At 67.8% G+C, this 15,948-nt stretch carries 16 protein-coding genes; 12 read left to right on the plus strand and 4 right to left on the minus strand.

Annotation, left to right across the window (positions count from 1 at the left end):
- Positions 1-5 precede the first annotated feature (5 nt).
- Positions 6-380 (plus strand): nuclear transport factor 2 family protein, encoded by a 375-nt coding sequence (locus QN239_RS08820; protein WP_499009597.1) that lies wholly within the window; start codon positions 6-8, stop codon positions 378-380.
- Here the strand turns inward: QN239_RS08820 and trhA are convergent.
- Positions 377-1,129, minus strand: a complete 753-nt coding sequence (gene trhA, locus QN239_RS08825; RefSeq protein WP_090362784.1) for a PAQR family membrane homeostasis protein TrhA — start codon at positions 1,127-1,129, stop codon at positions 377-379. The genes QN239_RS08820 and trhA overlap by 4 nt on opposite strands.
- A gap of 74 nt (positions 1,130-1,203) precedes the next feature.
- On the opposite strand from trhA, the gene QN239_RS08830 reads away from it, so the two are divergent.
- The 4 genes from QN239_RS08830 (at position 1,204) to QN239_RS08845 (ending at position 4,402) form a co-directional block, all read left to right on the plus strand.
- Positions 1,204-2,007 (plus strand): (2Z,6E)-farnesyl diphosphate synthase, encoded by an 804-nt coding sequence (locus QN239_RS08830; RefSeq protein ID WP_499009599.1) that lies wholly within the window; start codon positions 1,204-1,206, stop codon positions 2,005-2,007.
- A gap of 5 nt (positions 2,008-2,012) precedes the next feature.
- Complete coding sequence (locus QN239_RS08835) at positions 2,013-3,395, plus strand: hypothetical protein (protein WP_499009601.1); 1,383 nt, start codon at positions 2,013-2,015, stop codon at positions 3,393-3,395.
- Positions 3,396-3,495: 100 nt separating this feature from the next.
- Entirely contained in the window at positions 3,496-3,906 is a 411-nt protein-coding gene (locus QN239_RS08840; RefSeq protein ID WP_187099488.1) for a hypothetical protein, read from the plus strand.
- 94 nt (positions 3,907-4,000) lie between these two features.
- Complete coding sequence (locus QN239_RS08845; protein ID WP_267294417.1) at positions 4,001-4,402, plus strand: hypothetical protein; 402 nt, start codon at positions 4,001-4,003, stop codon at positions 4,400-4,402.
- 12 nt (positions 4,403-4,414) lie between these two features.
- Here QN239_RS08845 and coaA read toward each other — a convergent pair whose 3' ends face one another.
- Positions 4,415-5,347: a type I pantothenate kinase gene (gene coaA / locus QN239_RS08850; RefSeq protein ID WP_499009604.1), complete on the minus strand. Its 933-nt coding sequence runs from the start codon at positions 5,345-5,347 to the stop codon at positions 4,415-4,417.
- 30 nt (positions 5,348-5,377) lie between these two features.
- On the opposite strand from coaA, the gene QN239_RS08855 reads away from it, so the two are divergent.
- The 7 genes from QN239_RS08855 to QN239_RS08885 all read left to right on the plus strand — a co-directional run bounded on the left by QN239_RS08855 (position 5,378) and on the right by QN239_RS08885 (position 13,368).
- Positions 5,378-6,619, plus strand: a complete 1,242-nt coding sequence (locus QN239_RS08855) for a DUF885 domain-containing protein (protein ID WP_499009605.1) — start codon at positions 5,378-5,380, stop codon at positions 6,617-6,619.
- A gap of 54 nt (positions 6,620-6,673) precedes the next feature.
- The gene (locus QN239_RS08860; protein WP_499009606.1) at positions 6,674-8,128 is read left to right on the plus strand and encodes a glycine hydroxymethyltransferase; all 1,455 of its coding nucleotides are present in this window, start codon (positions 6,674-6,676) and stop codon (positions 8,126-8,128) included.
- A 65-nt stretch (positions 8,129-8,193) separates the two neighbouring features.
- The gene (locus QN239_RS08865) at positions 8,194-9,027 is read left to right on the plus strand and encodes an acyl-ACP desaturase (protein ID WP_499009608.1); all 834 of its coding nucleotides are present in this window, start codon (positions 8,194-8,196) and stop codon (positions 9,025-9,027) included.
- 199 nt (positions 9,028-9,226) lie between these two features.
- Positions 9,227-10,540 (plus strand): RNA 5'-3' helicase PhoH2, encoded by a 1,314-nt coding sequence (phoH2, locus tag QN239_RS08870; RefSeq protein ID WP_167164199.1) that lies wholly within the window; start codon positions 9,227-9,229, stop codon positions 10,538-10,540.
- A gap of 83 nt (positions 10,541-10,623) precedes the next feature.
- On the plus strand, positions 10,624-11,487 hold the full coding sequence (locus QN239_RS08875; protein WP_187096689.1) for a polysaccharide deacetylase family protein: 864 nt from the start codon (positions 10,624-10,626) through the stop codon (positions 11,485-11,487).
- 88 nt (positions 11,488-11,575) lie between these two features.
- On the plus strand, positions 11,576-12,028 hold the full coding sequence (locus QN239_RS08880; RefSeq protein ID WP_499009610.1) for a PRC-barrel domain-containing protein: 453 nt from the start codon (positions 11,576-11,578) through the stop codon (positions 12,026-12,028).
- A 125-nt stretch (positions 12,029-12,153) separates the two neighbouring features.
- Positions 12,154-13,368 (plus strand): cation:proton antiporter domain-containing protein, encoded by a 1,215-nt coding sequence (locus QN239_RS08885; protein ID WP_499009612.1) that lies wholly within the window; start codon positions 12,154-12,156, stop codon positions 13,366-13,368.
- 42 nt (positions 13,369-13,410) lie between these two features.
- Here the strand turns inward: QN239_RS08885 and QN239_RS08890 are convergent, their stop codons facing one another.
- The gene (locus tag QN239_RS08890) at positions 13,411-14,844 is read right to left on the minus strand and encodes a class II fumarate hydratase (RefSeq protein WP_499009614.1); all 1,434 of its coding nucleotides are present in this window, start codon (positions 14,842-14,844) and stop codon (positions 13,411-13,413) included.
- A gap of 28 nt (positions 14,845-14,872) precedes the next feature.
- A complete protein-coding gene (glpX, locus tag QN239_RS08895) occupies positions 14,873-15,934 on the minus strand; it encodes a class II fructose-bisphosphatase (RefSeq protein WP_499009615.1) in 1,062 nt (353 codons plus the stop codon).
- Positions 15,935-15,948: the final 14 nt, after the last annotated feature.

The following is a 15,948-nucleotide window of genomic DNA, read 5'->3' on the forward strand; positions in this document are numbered from 1 at the left end:
GGCGCATGCCCACTCCCGAGCAGATCACCGCCACCGTTCACCGTTATCTCGAGCTGGTCGCCAAGGGCGCACCCGACGAGGTCGTCGAGCTGTACGCCTCCGATGCCACGTTGGAGGACCCGGTCGGCGGCGAGGTGCACATCGGTCGGCAGGCCATCCGCGGCTTCTACGCCAACATCGAGAACGTCAAGGGCACGACCGAGATCCACACCCTGCGCGCGCTCGGCCATGAGGCGGCCTTCTACTGGCGGTTATCGCTGGACTTCGGCAACGGCGTCGGGATGAGCATCGAGATCATCAGCGTCATGACGTTCGACGCGGACGCCAAGATCACCTCGATGAAGGCCTACTGGGGGCCGGACAACGTCACCAACCACTAGAAGACTGCGAACCACATCGCGATGTAGTGGCAGATCGCCGCGACCGCGGTGCAGGCGTGGAAGAACTCGTGGTGACCGAAGGTGGTCGGCCACGGATTGGGCCACTTCAGCCCGTAAAGCACACCGCCGATGCTGTACAGCGCGCCGCCGACGATCAGCAGCACCACCGCCGCGACACCCGCGCCATCCATGATCGGGCCGATGAACCATGCCGCCACCCAGCCCAACAACAGGTACAGCGGGACGCCGACCCAGGCCGGCGCGGACGGCCAGAACATCTTGAGCAGCACCCCGGCGGCGGCACCGCTCCACACGATCCAGAACAGCACCATGCCCTTGGAATCGGGCAGGGCCAGCAGGGCGAACGGCGTGTAACTGCCCGCGATGAACACGAAGATCGTCGAGTGGTCCAGACGCTTCATCCACTTGCGTGCGTTCGGCGATGTCCAGTTGACCCGATGGTAGGTGCCGCTGACGGTGAACATCGCGACGATGGTGAAGGTGTAGATCAGGGTCGACACACCGGCGCGGGTGCCCTGCAGCGACCACGACACCGATACCAACGCCGCACCCGCGATAAACGCGACGATCGCCGAGTAGACGTGGATCCAGCCGCGGGCGCGCGGCTTGCCCAGGAACTGGGCCACCCCGTCGACGACGGCGGCAGGCAGGTCGCCGGGATCGTCGGAAGATTGGGTGGTGGCTGCCGCCGACCGGTACGGCCGGCTGGCGTCGATCGGAGTTGTCATCGTCACCTCCACAGACTGGGTCACCTCCACTGACTGGCATGGGGGAGCCTGGTTGCCACAGTAGTCTGATTTTCGTGGAGATCATTCCCCCGCGTCTCAAGGAGCCGGCGTACCGGCTGTACGAGATGCGGTTGCGCAACGAACTGGTCCGCTCGAAATCCGAACTCCCTCGCCATATCGCCGTGTTGTGCGACGGCAACCGTCGCTGGGCACGCGACGCCGGCTACGACGATGTCAGCTACGGCTACCGCAAGGGTGCGGCCAAGATCGCCGAGATGCTGCGCTGGTGCCAGGCCGCGGGAATCGAACTGACCACCGTCTACCTGTTGTCCACCGAGAACCTCGGGCGCGACCCGGACGAGTTGTCGGCCCTCATCGAGATCATCACCGACGTCGTCGAGGAGATCTGCGCCCCGGCCAATCACTGGAGCGTGCGGACCGTCGGCGACCTGGAACTGCTCGGGGAGGAACCCGCCCGCCGGCTCCGGGAGGCCGTAGAGAGTACGGCCGGCACGGCCAGCACCGGTCCCGGTTCCTTCCATGTCAATGTGGCCGTCGGCTACGGCGGTCGCCAGGAGATCGTCGACGCCGTGCGGGCCCTGTTGAGCAAAGAACTCGCCAACGGTGCCACCGCCGAACAACTCATCGAGGCGGTCACCGTCGACGCGATCTCGGAGAATCTCTACACCTCCGGGCAGCCCGATCCCGACCTCGTCATCCGCACCTCGGGTGAGCAACGTCTCTCCGGATTCCTGTTGTGGCAGAGCGCATATTCGGAGATGTGGTTCACCGAGGCGCACTGGCCGGCCTTCCGCCGCGTCGACTTCCTGCGCGCGCTGCGCGACTACACCCGGCGCCACCGGCGCCACGGCCTGTAACCACCATGGCCTGGCTGTCGGCGGTCGTCTTCGCACTCAGCTGGTGGCTCGGCCTGTATCTGCTCGCCCGGAATCCGCGTAAGCCCGTGCTGGCGCTGGCCGCGGCCGGGCTGACCAGTTTCGCCGCGGTGGTCGCACTGGACGCGGTGCGGGTGGCGGCCGGCGGGCCGGAGCGCAGTACGCATCTGCTGAGTCAGGTCGAGGTCTACCTCGTCGTGCTGCCCGGCATCTTCTGGTTCGCGGTGTTGCTGGAACTGTCCCGCCCCCAGGACAACCCGCCCGGCCGGGCGCGTGAGTTCGTGGCGGTCGCGGTGGTGGCTGCGGTGGCGTTCACCGGCGCCGCCATGGCGGGCAACGTCGACGGTCCGCTGCGCGCCGGCCACTGGGTGATGTTCGCCGCGGTGTCGGTGTCGTCGCTGGGGGCGATGGCCTCCACGACGCTGCGGCCCGTCCAGCCGGTCCCGGTGGTGCGCTTCGTCGTGGTGGCCACCCTGTTCTTCGCGCTCGGCAACGCCATCCTGGTCATCCCGCTCGGCCTGGTGCCCAGTTGGCTTGCGTTGGCGTCCACCGGGTTCGACGTGGCCCTGCTGGGGGTGGCCGTCGCGTTGTCCGACGCCTTCGACGAGGGGCAGGCGCTGCGCGCCGACATGCTGCGGTCGTTCACGGCGACGGCGGTGGTGGCCCTGGTGTTCGGCGGCCAGGCCCTGGTCGGCCTCGCTGTGGCGGGGCCGACGGCGCGGACGGCGCTGACGGCGCTGACGGTACTGCTGTTCACCAGCGTCGCGATCGCCGTCGCGATCAACGTGCTGGCCGATCCGCTGGCCGGACTGCTGGACCGGGTCACGTTCTCGCGCTCCCCGGAACTGCGGGCCGACCGTGCCGCGTTGCGCCGCACCGAGTCCGCCCTGCCGCTGCGCTCGGCGCACCCACTGGACCAGGTCGACGACGAGGCGTTCGCACGCCTGACCCGGCGCGCCCTGGGCCACTACGGTGACCTGTCCAAGCTGGTGGCCAGTCCGCTCACCGCGCTGCCCGTCATCGATGTCCGGCTCGCTTCTCGGGGCGCACCCGATCAGCCGCTGGAGCGGGCCAACGAACTCAGGGCGCTGTTGGCCGACCGGATCGCCGCGCTGAAACCACGCGACGGCGGCGACTTCGGCACCAGCGAGCAATGGCGGCACTACAACTCGCTGTACTTCCCGTACGTCGCCGGCGTGCGCGCCTACGCACAGAACGCCACCGCATCCGGACTCGACCCGGTGGCCCGACAGGCCTGGCAGTGGCTGGTCACCGAGGTGCCGCAGCGGTCCCTGCACAACTGGCAGAACGCCGCGGCCCGCGTCATCGCCGCCGACCTGCGCGGCGGGCAGGTGGCGCACACGGGCTGAGCTGGGCTTGGCAGTGTCTGGCAGCGACCGGGGCAGACCTGGCAGTGGATTTCTCGCAACGTTGGTGGTGTTCCGCACCCTCGACGAAGAGGAGCCCGATATGACCGCCACCCTCACCCGGCCACCGCTGACCGACAGTTCGGATTCGCTGCTGCGGTTCGTCATGCGCGCCGACGCCACCGTGTGCGCCGCCACCGGACTGCTGGTGGCGGTGGCGGCCGATCCGCTGTCCCGGCTGTCCGGACTGTCGGCCGCCTCGGAGTGGATCGCCGGCGCGGCCTTGGTGTGCTACGGCGCCATGCTCTACCTGCTGGCCGCCGCACCGGCGCTGCGGCGTATCGGGATCGGCGTCGTCACCGCCAACCTTCTCGTCGCGGCCGGGACGCTTGCCGTACTGATCGCGGGCGTCCTACCGCTCACCACCGCGGGCGTCGTGATGACACTGGCCGTCGTCCTGTGCACGCTCGGCTGCGCGTGGTGGCAGTACCTCGGAGTGCGCCGTCTGGCGTGACTCCCTCCGACCCGGTGCGGGGTCGTCCCGCTAGAGGTTGGCGTGATGCCCCCGCACCGGCTTCTCCGCACCCCCCAACAGGAAGGAACGTTCGATGACCACTTTCACCGCCCCCACCACACGGGCCAGGGATGGGTTGGTCCGCTTCGCGATGCGCCTGGACGCGGTGCTCGTCGGGATCACCGGCATCCCGTTCGTCGCCGCCGCAGACTGGCTGTCCTCGCTGACCGGGGTCCCGGTCGCCGTCGAGTACGGCCTCGGTGTGTTCTTCCTCGCCTACGGCGTGGTCGTGTACTGGCTCGCGGGCCGGGATCGGGTGCGCCCCGGTGCGATCGCCACCATCACCGCCAACGCGCTGTTCACCGTCGGCTTCGTGGGACTGGCCGAGGCCGGCATCTGGCCGCTGAGCACCTGGGGTTACGCCCTGCTGTTCGGGGGTGCGCTGTACACCGCGGTCATCGGCAGCGTGCAGTACGCCGGTCTTCGCCGGATCTGAACGCTCGCCGTTTCAGAGCTTGCGCAGCCGCAGCCGGTTGATCGAGTGATCGGAGTCCTTGCGCAGCACCAGTGTTGCCCGGGGCCGGGTCGGCAAGATGTTGTCGATCAGGTTGGGCCGGTTGATCGAATGCCAGATATCGCGGGCCGCGAACACCGCCTGTTCGTCGGTCAGCGTCGAGTAGTGGTGGAAATGGGAGGCCGGGTCGGCGAAGGCGCCGGCCCGCATCGACAGGAACCGGGAGATGTACCACTGCTCGATGTCCTCGATGCGGGCGTCGACGTACAGCGAGAAGTCGAACAGGTCCGAGACCATCAGGGCCGGCCCGGTCTGCAGCACATTGAGACCCTCCAAGATGAGGATGTCGGGCTGGCGGATCAGCTGCTTTTCACCGGGCACGATGTCGTACAGCAGGTGTGAGTACACCGGGGCGCAGGCCACCTCCGCCCCGGATTTGACCGCGGTGACGAAGCGCATCAGCGCCCTGCGGTCGTAGCTCTCCGGAAAGCCCTTGCGATGCATCATGTTCCGGCGTGCGAGCTCTGCATTCGGGTACAGGAAGCCGTCGGTGGTCACCAGGTCGACCCGAGGATGGTTCTCCCACCGCGCCAGCAGTGCCTTGAGCACACGGGCGGTGGTGGACTTCCCGACGGCGACGCTGCCGGCCACTCCGATGACGAAGGGCACCGGGTTCTCCGGTGTCTGCTCGCCGAGGAACTCGGCGGTGGCGGCGAAGAGCAACTGATGCGCGGCGACCTGCAGGTGGATCAACCGGGCCAGCGGCAGGTAGACCTCTTCCACCTCAAGCAGGTCGATCTGCTCACCCAGGCCGCGCAGGCTGCGCAGTTCCGCTTCGGACAACGCTAGGGGGGTGGCCATACGCAACGCGCGCCACTGGGCTCTGTCGAACTCCACATATGGGCTCGGCTCACTCGGCCGCGGCATGCGGTCAGTCTTGCATCTACGGTTGACGTCATGGACGCCGGCACGGATTCAGAGGCCCTGATTCGCGAGTATCTCCTTCTCGGCCTGCGCTTCGACCGGGTCGAGGAGGGCTATGTGGACTCCTTCACCGGCGATCCGCAGCTGCGCCGCCAGGTGGCCGATGAGGTCACTCCCGATCCGGCCGACCTGGCCCGACAGGCGCAGCGACTGCTCGCCCAGGTGCCCGGAAGCGGCCTGGACGGTCCCCGGGCGGACTATCTGTCGGCACATCTGAAGGCGCTGGCCTGCGCGGGACGCAAGTTCGCCGGCGAGCAGGTGGGCTTCGTCGAGGAGGTGCGCGAGTACTTCGACGTCGACATCGTCAAGGGCGATCCGCAGCGCTACCGCGATGCGCACCGCCGGCTCGACGAGGTGGTCGGTGGCACCGGCTCGCTGGCCGAACGGATGCACGCCTACCGCAGCGGTGAGGAGATCCCGCCGGCACGCCTGGAGGAGGCCATCCACGCGTTCTCCTCGGCGCTACGGGACAAGGTGCGCGCCACCTATCCGCTGCCCGAGGCCGAGACCATCACCTACGAGGTGGTCACCGACAAGCCCTGGTCGGGATTCAACTACTACCTCGGCGATTACAAGTCGACCGTCGCCGTCAACGCCGACCTCAAACAGCAGATGTCGAATCTGCCGCGGCTGGTGGCCCACGAGTCCTATCCCGGCCACCACACCGAGCACTGCCGCAAAGAGGCCGGCCTGGTGGCCCGCGACGGTCAGGCCGAGCAGACCATCTTCCTGGTCAACACTCCGCAGTGCCTGATGGCCGAGGGCCTGGCCGACCTGGCGCTCTATGCGGTCGTCGGCGACGAGGCGAGCGGAGCGACGGGAAATGGGCAGGGCTGGGGTCCATGGGCCGCCGAGATCTATGCCGACCTCGGGTTGCGCTTCGACGGGGAGCGGGCCGCCGCCATCTCCGAGGCCTCCGCCGCGCTGGCCGATGTGCGCCAGGACGCGGCGCTGATGCTGCACGACGAGCACCGCGACGTCGACGAGGTGGTGGCCTACCTGTCCACCTGGCTGCTGACGTCGGAGACCCGGGCCCGGCAGATGCTGAAGTTCCTGTCCTCGCCGCTGTGGCGGGCCTACACCAGCACCTACGTCGAGGGATACCGCTTGCTGCGCGGCTGGCTGGACGCCCGCCCGGCCGAGGTGTCGCTCACCGAGCGGTTCGGCCGGCTGCTGGACGAACCGCTGATCCCGTCCGCGCTGCGGGCCGTCTAACGGCAGGTTCGGCGCGGTGAAACCGCGTCGTGGTGGGGCGATAGGCTGGTGCTCATGACTGCAGATTCGACCGTCAGCGCGCTCGGCGCCGACTACGCCGCCACCGCCAGCGAGGCCTACCGGGCCGCCTTGCAGGTCATCGAGCAGGTCGAGCCCCGGGTCGCCGCCGCCACCCGCAAAGAACTTGCCGATCAACGGGATTCGCTGAAGCTGATCGCCAGCGAGAACTACGCCTCCCCGGCCGTGCTGCTGACCATGGGTACCTGGTTCTCCGACAAGTACGCCGAAGGCACCGTCGGGCACCGCTTCTACGCCGCCTGCCAGAACGTCGACACCGTCGAGGCGCTGGCCGCCGAACACGCGCGTGAACTGTTCGGCGCCCCCTACGCGTACGCGCAGCCGCACTCCGGTATCGACGCCAACCTGGTGGCCTTCTGGGCCATCCTGGCCACCCGGATCGAGGCCCCCGCCCTGGCCGAGCTGGGCGCCAAGCACGTCAACGACCTGTCCGAGGCGGACTGGGAGACGCTGCGCCACAAGCTGGGCAACCAGCGGCTGCTGGGCATGTCGCTGGACACCGGTGGGCACCTGACCCACGGCTTCCGGCCCAACATCTCGGGCAAGATGTTCCACCAGCGCAGCTACGGCACCGATCCCGAGACCGGTCTGATCGACTACGCCGCCGTCGCCGCCGCGGCCCGCGAGTTCAAGCCGCTGATCCTGGTGGCCGGCTATTCGGCGTACCCGCGCCGGGTGAACTTCGCCAAGATGCGTGAGATCGCCGACGAGGTGGGCGCCACCCTCATGGTCGACATGGCCCATTTCGCCGGACTGGTCGCGGGCAAGGTGTTCACCGGTGACGAGGATCCGGTGCCGCACGCGCACATCACCACCACCACCACGCACAAGTCGCTGCGCGGCCCGCGTGGCGGCTTGGTGCTGGCCACCGAGGAGTACGCGCCCGCCGTCGACAAGGGCTGCCCGATGGTGCTCGGCGGTCCGCTGAGCCACGTCATGGCGGCCAAGGCCGTGGCGCTGGCCGAGGCCCGCCAGCCGGCGTTCCGCGAGTACGCGCAGCGCATCGCCGACAACGCCAAATCCCTGGCCGACGGTTTCCTCACCCGCGGCGCACGGCTGGTGACGGGCGGCACCGACAACCATCTGGTGCTGCTCGATGTCACCTCGTTCGGGCTGACCGGCCGTCAGGCCGAGTCCGCGCTGCTGGACGCCGGCATCGTCACCAACCGCAACTCCATCCCGAACGATCCGAACGGCGCCTGGTACTCCAGCGGCATCCGGTTCGGCACTCCGGCACTGACCACCCGCGGCTTCGGTGGCGAGGACTTCGACCGGGTCGCCGAGTTGGTGGTCGAGGTGTTGAAGAACACCGCCGTCGAAGGCACCTCCAAAGCCAAGTACAAGCTGGCCGAGGGCACCGCCGACCGGGTGAAGGCCGCCTCAGCCGAGCTGCTGGCCGCCAACCCGCTCTACCCGGGCCTGACGCTCTGAGCCTCGGAGAGCGACACGCAGCGGGCAATTTCGAGAAACATGTGTATGAGGGTTACAGTTATCTCATGGCACAGAAAACGCCTCCGGTTGCTAATACGCTGACCCTCGAGCTGGAGCCTGTCGTCGCGGAGAACCTCACTCGCCATCTGGCGACCGAGGAGCCCTGGTACGGACACGACTACGTGCCGTTCGACCAGGGCGAGAACTTCGCCTTCCTCGGCGGCAAGGACTGGGACCCGTCCGACGTGACGCTGCCCAAGCCGGTCACGGATGCCCTTGAGATCCTGCTCATCACCAAGGACAACCTCGCCGCGCACCACCGCGAGATCGTCGAGCACTTCATCCTGGACCAGAAGTGGGGTCGCTGGATCGGTCGCTGGACGGCCGAGGAGCACCTGCACGCGATCGCGCTGCGCAACTACCTCGTCGTCACCCGTGAGGTCGACCCGGCGGCCAATGAGGACGTCCGCGTCGAACACGTGATGAAGGGTTACCGCGCCGACAAGCTGACCCAGATCGAGACGCTGGTGAATATCGCGTTCTTCGAGCAGTCGAACGCGGTGTTCTGCCGCAACCTGGAAGCTCAGATCACCGATCCCACGCTCAAGGGCCTGGTTGGCAAGATCGCGACCGACGAAGAGCGGCACGCGGTGTTCTTCTCCAACCTGGTCGCCCATGTGGCGACCACCGCGCGCGCGGAAACCGTGGCGGCCGTCGTGTCCCGAGCGGCCGAACTCGGTGTGGTCGGTAGCGATATCGACGCCTATGCCGACAAGGTGGCCTCGGTGGCGTCGGCGGGCATCTTCGACCAGGCCGCGCTGGCGACCGTCGTCGCTGATCGGATCGCCGCGTGGGGACTGGCCGAAGAACCAGAGTTACGAGAGTTCACGCCCGCGTAACCTGTTGTGCCGGTTGACCCGGCGCGCCTGACGCGCGCACCGTGCGGACCGGGAGTAGCGTCGCAAGGGATGGCTAGCAACTTGCTTTGCTGTCCGGGCGGTACCGATCGTTTCGACAAGAACGGGACCGGCCCCGGTCCTGGTACCGCAGCGCCCGCCGAACTGCCTTCGCGGGGCCGCGCGGGCTTAGGAGCGCCTCGTGACTGATTCTCAGATCCGGACCTATGTGCTCGACACTTCCGTATTGCTGTCCGATCCTTGGGCGTGCACACGGTTCGCCGAGCACGAAGTAGTGGTCCCGCTCGTGGTCATCAGTGAATTGGAAGGCAAACGGCACCACCATGAACTCGGTTGGTTCGCCCGACAAGCCTTGCGCTTGTTCGACGACCTACGCCTGGAACATGGCCGGCTGGATCAGCCGATCCCGGTGGGTACCCACGGTGGGCGTCTGCACATCGAGCTCAATCACAGCGATCCGACGGTGCTTCCGGTCGGTTTCCGCACCGACACCAACGATGCGCGCATCCTGACCTGTGCGGCCAACCTGGCCGCGGAGGGCAAGAACGTCACCCTGGTGAGCAAGGACATCCCGCTGCGGGTCAAGGCCGGCGCCGTGGGTCTGACCGCAGACGAGTACCACGCCCAGGACGTCATCACCTCCGGCTGGACCGGGATGTCCGAGCTGGACGTGGCCGCCGAGGAGATCGACACGCTGTTCGCCGAGGGTGAGCTGGACCTGGCGGCGGCACGGGATCTTCCGTGCCACACCGGAATTCGGTTGCTGGGCGGCAGTTCCTCGGCGCTGGGACGGGTGAACGCCGACAAGCGCGTGCAGCTGGTGCGCGGTGACCGCGAAGTGTTCGGCCTCCGGGGAAGGTCAGCCGAACAACGCGTCGCCCTCGATCTGCTGCTGGATGAGTCGGTGGGAATCGTGTCCCTGGGCGGCAAGGCGGGTACCGGTAAGTCGGCGCTGGCGCTGTGCGCGGGCCTGGAAGCGGTGCTCGAGCGCCGCACCCAGCGCAAGGTCGTGGTCTTCCGTCCGCTCTACGCCGTCGGCGGCCAGGACTTGGGCTATCTGCCGGGCAGCGAGAGCGAGAAGATGGGGCCATGGGCCCAGGCCGTCTTCGACACCCTGGAAGGATTGGCCAGCCCGGCGGTGCTCGAAGAGGTGCTCAGTCGCGGAATGCTGGAAGTGTTGCCGCTCACCCACATTCGTGGCCGCTCGCTGCACGATTCGTTCGTGATCGTCGACGAGGCGCAGTCGCTGGAGCGCAACGTGCTGCTCACGGTGCTGTCCCGGTTGGGCGCGGGTTCGCGGGTGGTGCTCACCCACGACGTCGCCCAGCGCGACAACCTGCGGGTCGGCCGGCATGACGGTGTGGCCGCGGTGATCGAGAAGCTCAAGGGTCACCCGCTGTTCGCGCACATCACCCTGATGCGCAGCGAGCGGTCACCGATTGCCGCACTGGTCACCGAGATGCTGGAGGAGATCAGCCCCGAGGCCCTGCCCTGATCCTGACCTGAGTGATTTCGGCGCGCTCGCGTTCGCTGGGCGAGCGTGAGCGCGCCGAAATCGCCAGCCGGTAGGCTGCTGAGGTGTCGCGACATGCCTGGCTGTGGACCGTCCTGGGTGTCGTGGCGGCTGTTGCGATCCTGATCGTCGGCAGCCTGTCCGGTCACATTCGTCGCGACGATCCCGATGCGGTGAATTGTGCCGAGGTCAAGTGCGTCGCGCTGACGTTCGACGACGGGCCCGGTCCGTACACCGACAGGTTGCTCAAGATCCTGCAGGACACCGATTCCAAGGCGACGTTCTTCCTGATCGGCAACAAGGTCGCGGCCAACCCCGCCGGCGCCAAGCGCATCGCCGAGGCGGGTATGGAGATCGGCAGTCACACGTGGGAACACCCCAACATGACGGCGATCCCGCCGCAGGCGATTCCCACCCAACTCAGCAAGGCCAGCGCCGCCATCGAGGCGGCGACGGGGCAGCGGCCGAAACTGCTGCGCACTGCCGGCGGCCTGATCAACGATGCCGTGCTGGCCGAGGCGGCCAAACAGGGGCTGGCCGACATCAACTGGGATGTCATCCCGTTCGACTGGTTCAACGACGCCAACACCGCGGCCACCCGCTACATGCTGATGACGCAGATCAAACCCAATTCGGTGGTCCTGTTCCACGACACCTATTCCTCCACAGTCGATCTGGTGTACCAGTTCATCCCGGTGCTCAAGGCCAACGGCTATCACCTGGTCACGGTCAGTCACATGCTCGGGGAACGGCAGCCGGGAACCAGCTACGGCAGTCGCGAAAACGGAGCGCCGGCAAACGATCTCACCGATATCCCGCCAGCCGAGATACCCGCGTTGCCGCCCACGCCGTCACCGCCGCCGATGCCGAACTTTCCCATCACCGATATCCCCGGGGCCAACTCCGGCGGCCCCAACAACGGAGCCTGACGGCCTGAGCCGGTGATGTTTAGCCACCTGGGCAAGGTGGCTACCCGAGTCGTGGAGAGCGTGAATCCCCACAACGGAGGAGAACAACATGGCCAGCCCCGTGCAGCGTTTCGTCGGCGCGACCGCGTACGACGTGACCGGCCACCGGATCGGCAAGATCGGCCAGATATTCGTCGACGCGTACACCCACCAACCGAAGTGGGTGACGGTCAATGGCGGACTGTTCGGGCTTTCGTCGTCCTTCGTCCCGCTCGCCGGCGCGCATTGTGACCGCAACGCCGTGACGGTGGCCGTGGACAAGGACAGCGTCAAGCAGGCGCCGAGTCCACGCGCGCGTGAGGGCATCACCCCCGAAGAGGAACACGAGCTGGCCCGGCACTACCACTTGCCCGCGGCACCGCCGCCCGCACCGGCGCCTCCGGAGCGGTCGACGGGCAGGCACAGTGCGGGTATCGACATCGCGACGGCCGCAGCCGGGATAGGCGGCACCGCCGTCAACACCGCCGCCCACGGCGTCCACGACACACCGCCGAAGGAGTAGCGCGCAGGGCGTCCTTGATTCCCCGTCGCTTCGCTCGCCCGTGTTTTGATTCCCCGTCGCTTCGCTCGCCCGTGTTTTGATTCCCCGTCGCTTCGCTCGCCCTGTTACCCCTAGGATTCCGCGGTATGCACACCGGCACCGCGCTCGCCCTCACCGTGCTGGTGTTGATCTACGCCGTCATCTCCGGTCTGGTCAACAAGTGGTACCTGGCACCGGCGCTGGTGTTCGTGATCATGGGAATGATGCTCGGGCCGTTCGGACTCGACGTGGTCGCCGCGGATGACAGCCACACCTTCACGACGCTGGCACAGCTGGCCCTGACCGTCATCCTGTTCAACCAGGCGGCGTCGCTCGATCTGGTGCGGGCGGTGCGCCGTGGCCATGCCACCTTCCGGCTGCTGGTGGTCGGTATCCCCCTGGCACTGCTACTGGGCACGGTGACCGCGCTCGTGCTGCTGCCCGTGCTGCCGCTGTGGGAGGCGGTGTGTCTGGCGGCCGTCGTGGCGCCGACGGAGGTCGCGCTGATTGACGCCCTCCTGGAGGACCACCGCATTCCAGAGCGGGTGCGGCACGCGCTGTCGGTGGAGAGCGGGTGCTATGACGGGTTCGCGCTCGCGGCGGCACTCGCCGCGCTGGCGCTGGCATCGGAGCACTCCGACGGCGATATCGGACGCTGGGGCTGGTTCCTGGTGCACACCGAGTTGTTCGCGGTGTTGGTGGGTGCGGTCATCGGAGTGGTCGGCGGCGTGGTGGTCGCCGCGTCGTGGCGGCGGGGCTGGATGAACGACACCTGGGCGCAATTGGCCACGCTGGCATTGGCGCTGGTGTGCTTCGGATTGGCGGAACGAATCCACGCCAGCGGATTCGTCGCGGCCTTCGTGGGCGGGCTGGGCTTCGCCGCAGTCGCGCGCCATGCGGACACCTCGGTGCCCACCCAGGTGTCCAATGCCGCCGGCCAGGTGCTCGAGCTCGTCGTGTTCGCCATCTTCGGTGGCTACGCGATATTCACGGGCTGGCGCGAGATCGATTGGCGCACCGTGCTGTTCTGTGTGGCCGCACTGGTGCTGGTGCGTCCGGTCGCGGTCCAGCTCGCCCTGCTCGGCACCGATGTCCCGATGCGCAGTCGGTGGTTCATCGGCTGGTTCGGTCCGCGCGGGATCGGCACGCTGGTACTCGGCCTGCTGGTGCTCGGCCACGGCACCATCCAGAACACCTCGGTCATCACCGAGGCGGTGGTGATCACCGTGACGCTGAGCCTGCTGCTGCACAGCCTGACGGCCTGGCCGGGTATCCGATTCGTCGCGCCCGACCGGCTGGCGACGGGTGCCGCTCAGCCGTGAGCCCGGGGCCCTGGCAGTGACGCCGGCCGGGGCGACGATCCGTCACTCGCCTGGCTTGACCTTCGCCATCGCCAGCACGTCGAGGCGCTTGTCCAGTTCGGCCTCGGAGAGCTTGTCGCCGATCAGGCCGCGGTCGATCACCGTCTGGCGAATCGTCTTGCGTTCCTTCAAGGCTTCCTTGGCGACCTTGGCCGCTTCTTCATAACCGATCGCGGAGTTCAGCGGCGTCACGATGGACGGCGACGACTCCGCGAGCTCGCGCAGGTGCGCCTCGTTGGCCACCAGGCCGTCGATGCACTTGGTGGCGAACAGCTTCGACACGTTGGACAGCAGGGTGAACGACTCCAGCACATTGCGCGCCATCATCGGGATGTAGACGTTCAGCTCGAAGGCGCCGGACAGGCCGCCCACCGTGACGGCCGCATCGTTACCGATGACCTGCGCGGCCACCTGGGTAACCGCCTCGGGCAGAACCGGATTCACCTTGCCCGGCATGATCGAGCTGCCCGGCTGCAGATCCGGCAGCTGGATCTCGCCCAGCCCGGTCAGCGGGCCGGAGCCCATCCAGCGCACATCGTTGGCGATCTTGGTCAGTGACGCCGCGATGGTCTTGAGCGCGCCGGATGCCTCGACCAGCCCGTCGCGGGCGGCCTGAGCTTCGAAAGAGTCCTTGGCGGTGCGCAGTTCGGCGATACCGGTCTGGGCCACCAGCACCTCGACCACCTTGGCGCCGAAACCGTCGGGGGCGTTGAGGCCGGTGCCGACGGCGGTACCACCGATGGCCAGCTCACCCAGGCGGGGCAGTGTCGCCTTGACCCGCTCGATGCCGGCCTCGATCTGGCGGGCGTAGCCGCCGAACTCCTGGCCCAGGGTGACCGGCACCGCGTCCATCAGGTGGGTGCGGCCGGACTTCACCACGGTGCGCCACTGCTTGGCTTTCACCGCGAGCGACTCGTGCAGGATCTCCAGCGCCGGGATCAGGTGGCGCACAGCAGCTTCGGTTGCCGCGATATGCGTGGCGGTGGGGAAGGTGTCGTTGGAGCTCTGCGACATGTTCACGTCGTCGTTGGGGTGCACCGTCACCGGCGGGTCGAAGCCGGCCGCAATGGACGCGATGACCTCGTTGGCGTTCATGTTGGAGCTGGTGCCCGAACCGGTCTGGAACACGTCGATGGGGAACTGGTCGTCGTGCAGGCCGTCGGCGATCTCACCGGCGGCGGCGATGATCGCGTCGGCCTTCTCCGGCGCCAGCAGGCCCAGGTCCTTGTTCACCTGCGCGCAGGCGCCTTTCAGCAGACCCAGGGCGCGGATCTGCGTGCGCTCCAGACCACGGAAGGAGATCGGGAAGTTCTCCACTGCTCGCTGGGTCTGGGCCCGCCACAGGGCATTGATCGGCACCCGGACCTCGCCCATGGTGTCGTGCTCGATGCGGTACTCAGGCTCGCCGGCTTTCTTTTCGACAACGCTGTCGGTCATCTGTGTCCTTTTCTCGATGAAGGAGGGGTCAGGGGAGCGGATGTGCTGCGGACAGGTCCCCGGTGAAGTCCACCGCGGAGTATTCGTTGAGCTTGGACAGGCGGTGGTAGGCCTCGATCATCCGGACCGTGCCGGACTTCGACCGCATCACGATGGACTGCGTGGTCGCGCCGCCGCCGGAGTACTGAACGCCCTTGAGCAGGTCACCGTCGGTGACGCCGGTGGCCGAGAAGAACACGTTCTCGCCGGAGACCAGATCCTCGGTGTGCAGCACCCGGTCCAGGTCGTAGCCCCGGTCGATCGCCTTCTGGCGCTCGTCGTCGTCGGTGGGGGCCAGCCGGGCCTGGATCGCGCCGCCCATACAACGGATGGCCGCGGCGGCGATGATGCCCTCGGGGGTGCCGCCGATGCCGACCAGCAGATCGGTACCCGACCCCGGGCGGCAGGCGGCGATGGCGCCGGCGACGTCACCGTCGGAGATCAGCCGGATCCGGGCGCCCGCCGCGCGTACGTCGGCCATCAGCTGCGTGTGCCGCGGCCGGTCCAGGATGCAGACGGTCAGGTCGGCGACGCTGGACTTCTTCACCTTGGCGACGCGCTTGATGTTCTCCGCGATGGGGGCGGTGATGTCGATGACGTCGGCGGCGTCCGGGCCGACGGCGATCTTGTGCATGTAGAACACCGCGGACGGGTCGAACATGGCGCCCCGCTCGGCCACCGCGAGCACCGAGATGGCATTCGGCATGCCCTTGCTCATCAGCGTGGTGCCGTCCACCGGGTCGACGGCGAAATCGCACTCCGGACCGTCGCCGTTGCCGACCTCTTCGCCGTTGTAGAGCATCGGGGCGTTGTCCTTCTCGCCCTCGCCGATCACCACCACACCCCGCATCGAGACGGAGTTCACCAGTTCGCGCATGGCGTCGACGGCAGCGCCGTCGCCACCTTCTTTGTCGCCACGCCCCACCCAGCGGCCGGCGGCCATCGCCCCGGCTTCGGTGACACGGACCAGTTCCAGTGCGAGGTTACGGTCGGGGGCTTCCCGGCGTGATCGGGATGAGCCGCTTGCGCGAAGACCGTCGTCGGATGTCATGGGGCAAATTGTCC

Source organism: Mycolicibacterium sp. Y3, from assembly GCF_051188035.1.
In the GTDB taxonomy this organism is placed as follows: domain Bacteria; phylum Actinomycetota; class Actinomycetes; order Mycobacteriales; family Mycobacteriaceae; genus Mycobacterium; species Mycobacterium fluoranthenivorans.

Excerpts from the sequence above, each read along its gene's own strand:
- QN239_RS08820 (WP_499009597.1), top strand. The coding sequence starts at position 6 with ATGCCCACTCCCGAGCAGATCACCGCCACCGTTCACCGTTATCTCGAG.
- trhA (WP_090362784.1), bottom strand. The coding sequence starts at position 1,129 with ATGACAACTCCGATCGACGCCAGCCGGCCGTACCGGTCGGCGGCAGCC.
- QN239_RS08835 (WP_499009601.1), top strand. The coding sequence starts at position 2,013 with ATGGCCTGGCTGTCGGCGGTCGTCTTCGCACTCAGCTGGTGGCTCGGC.
- QN239_RS08840 (WP_187099488.1), top strand. The coding sequence starts at position 3,496 with ATGACCGCCACCCTCACCCGGCCACCGCTGACCGACAGTTCGGATTCG.
- QN239_RS08845 (WP_267294417.1), top strand. The coding sequence starts at position 4,001 with ATGACCACTTTCACCGCCCCCACCACACGGGCCAGGGATGGGTTGGTC.
- coaA (WP_499009604.1), bottom strand. The coding sequence starts at position 5,347 with ATGCCGCGGCCGAGTGAGCCGAGCCCATATGTGGAGTTCGACAGAGCC.
- QN239_RS08855 (WP_499009605.1), top strand. The coding sequence starts at position 5,378 with ATGGACGCCGGCACGGATTCAGAGGCCCTGATTCGCGAGTATCTCCTT.
- QN239_RS08860 (WP_499009606.1), top strand. The coding sequence starts at position 6,674 with ATGACTGCAGATTCGACCGTCAGCGCGCTCGGCGCCGACTACGCCGCC.
- QN239_RS08865 (WP_499009608.1), top strand. The coding sequence starts at position 8,194 with ATGGCACAGAAAACGCCTCCGGTTGCTAATACGCTGACCCTCGAGCTG.
- QN239_RS08880 (WP_499009610.1), top strand. The coding sequence starts at position 11,576 with ATGGCCAGCCCCGTGCAGCGTTTCGTCGGCGCGACCGCGTACGACGTG.
- QN239_RS08885 (WP_499009612.1), top strand. The coding sequence starts at position 12,154 with ATGCACACCGGCACCGCGCTCGCCCTCACCGTGCTGGTGTTGATCTAC.
- QN239_RS08890 (WP_499009614.1), bottom strand. The coding sequence starts at position 14,844 with ATGACCGACAGCGTTGTCGAAAAGAAAGCCGGCGAGCCTGAGTACCGC.
- glpX (WP_499009615.1), bottom strand. The coding sequence starts at position 15,934 with ATGACATCCGACGACGGTCTTCGCGCAAGCGGCTCATCCCGATCACGC.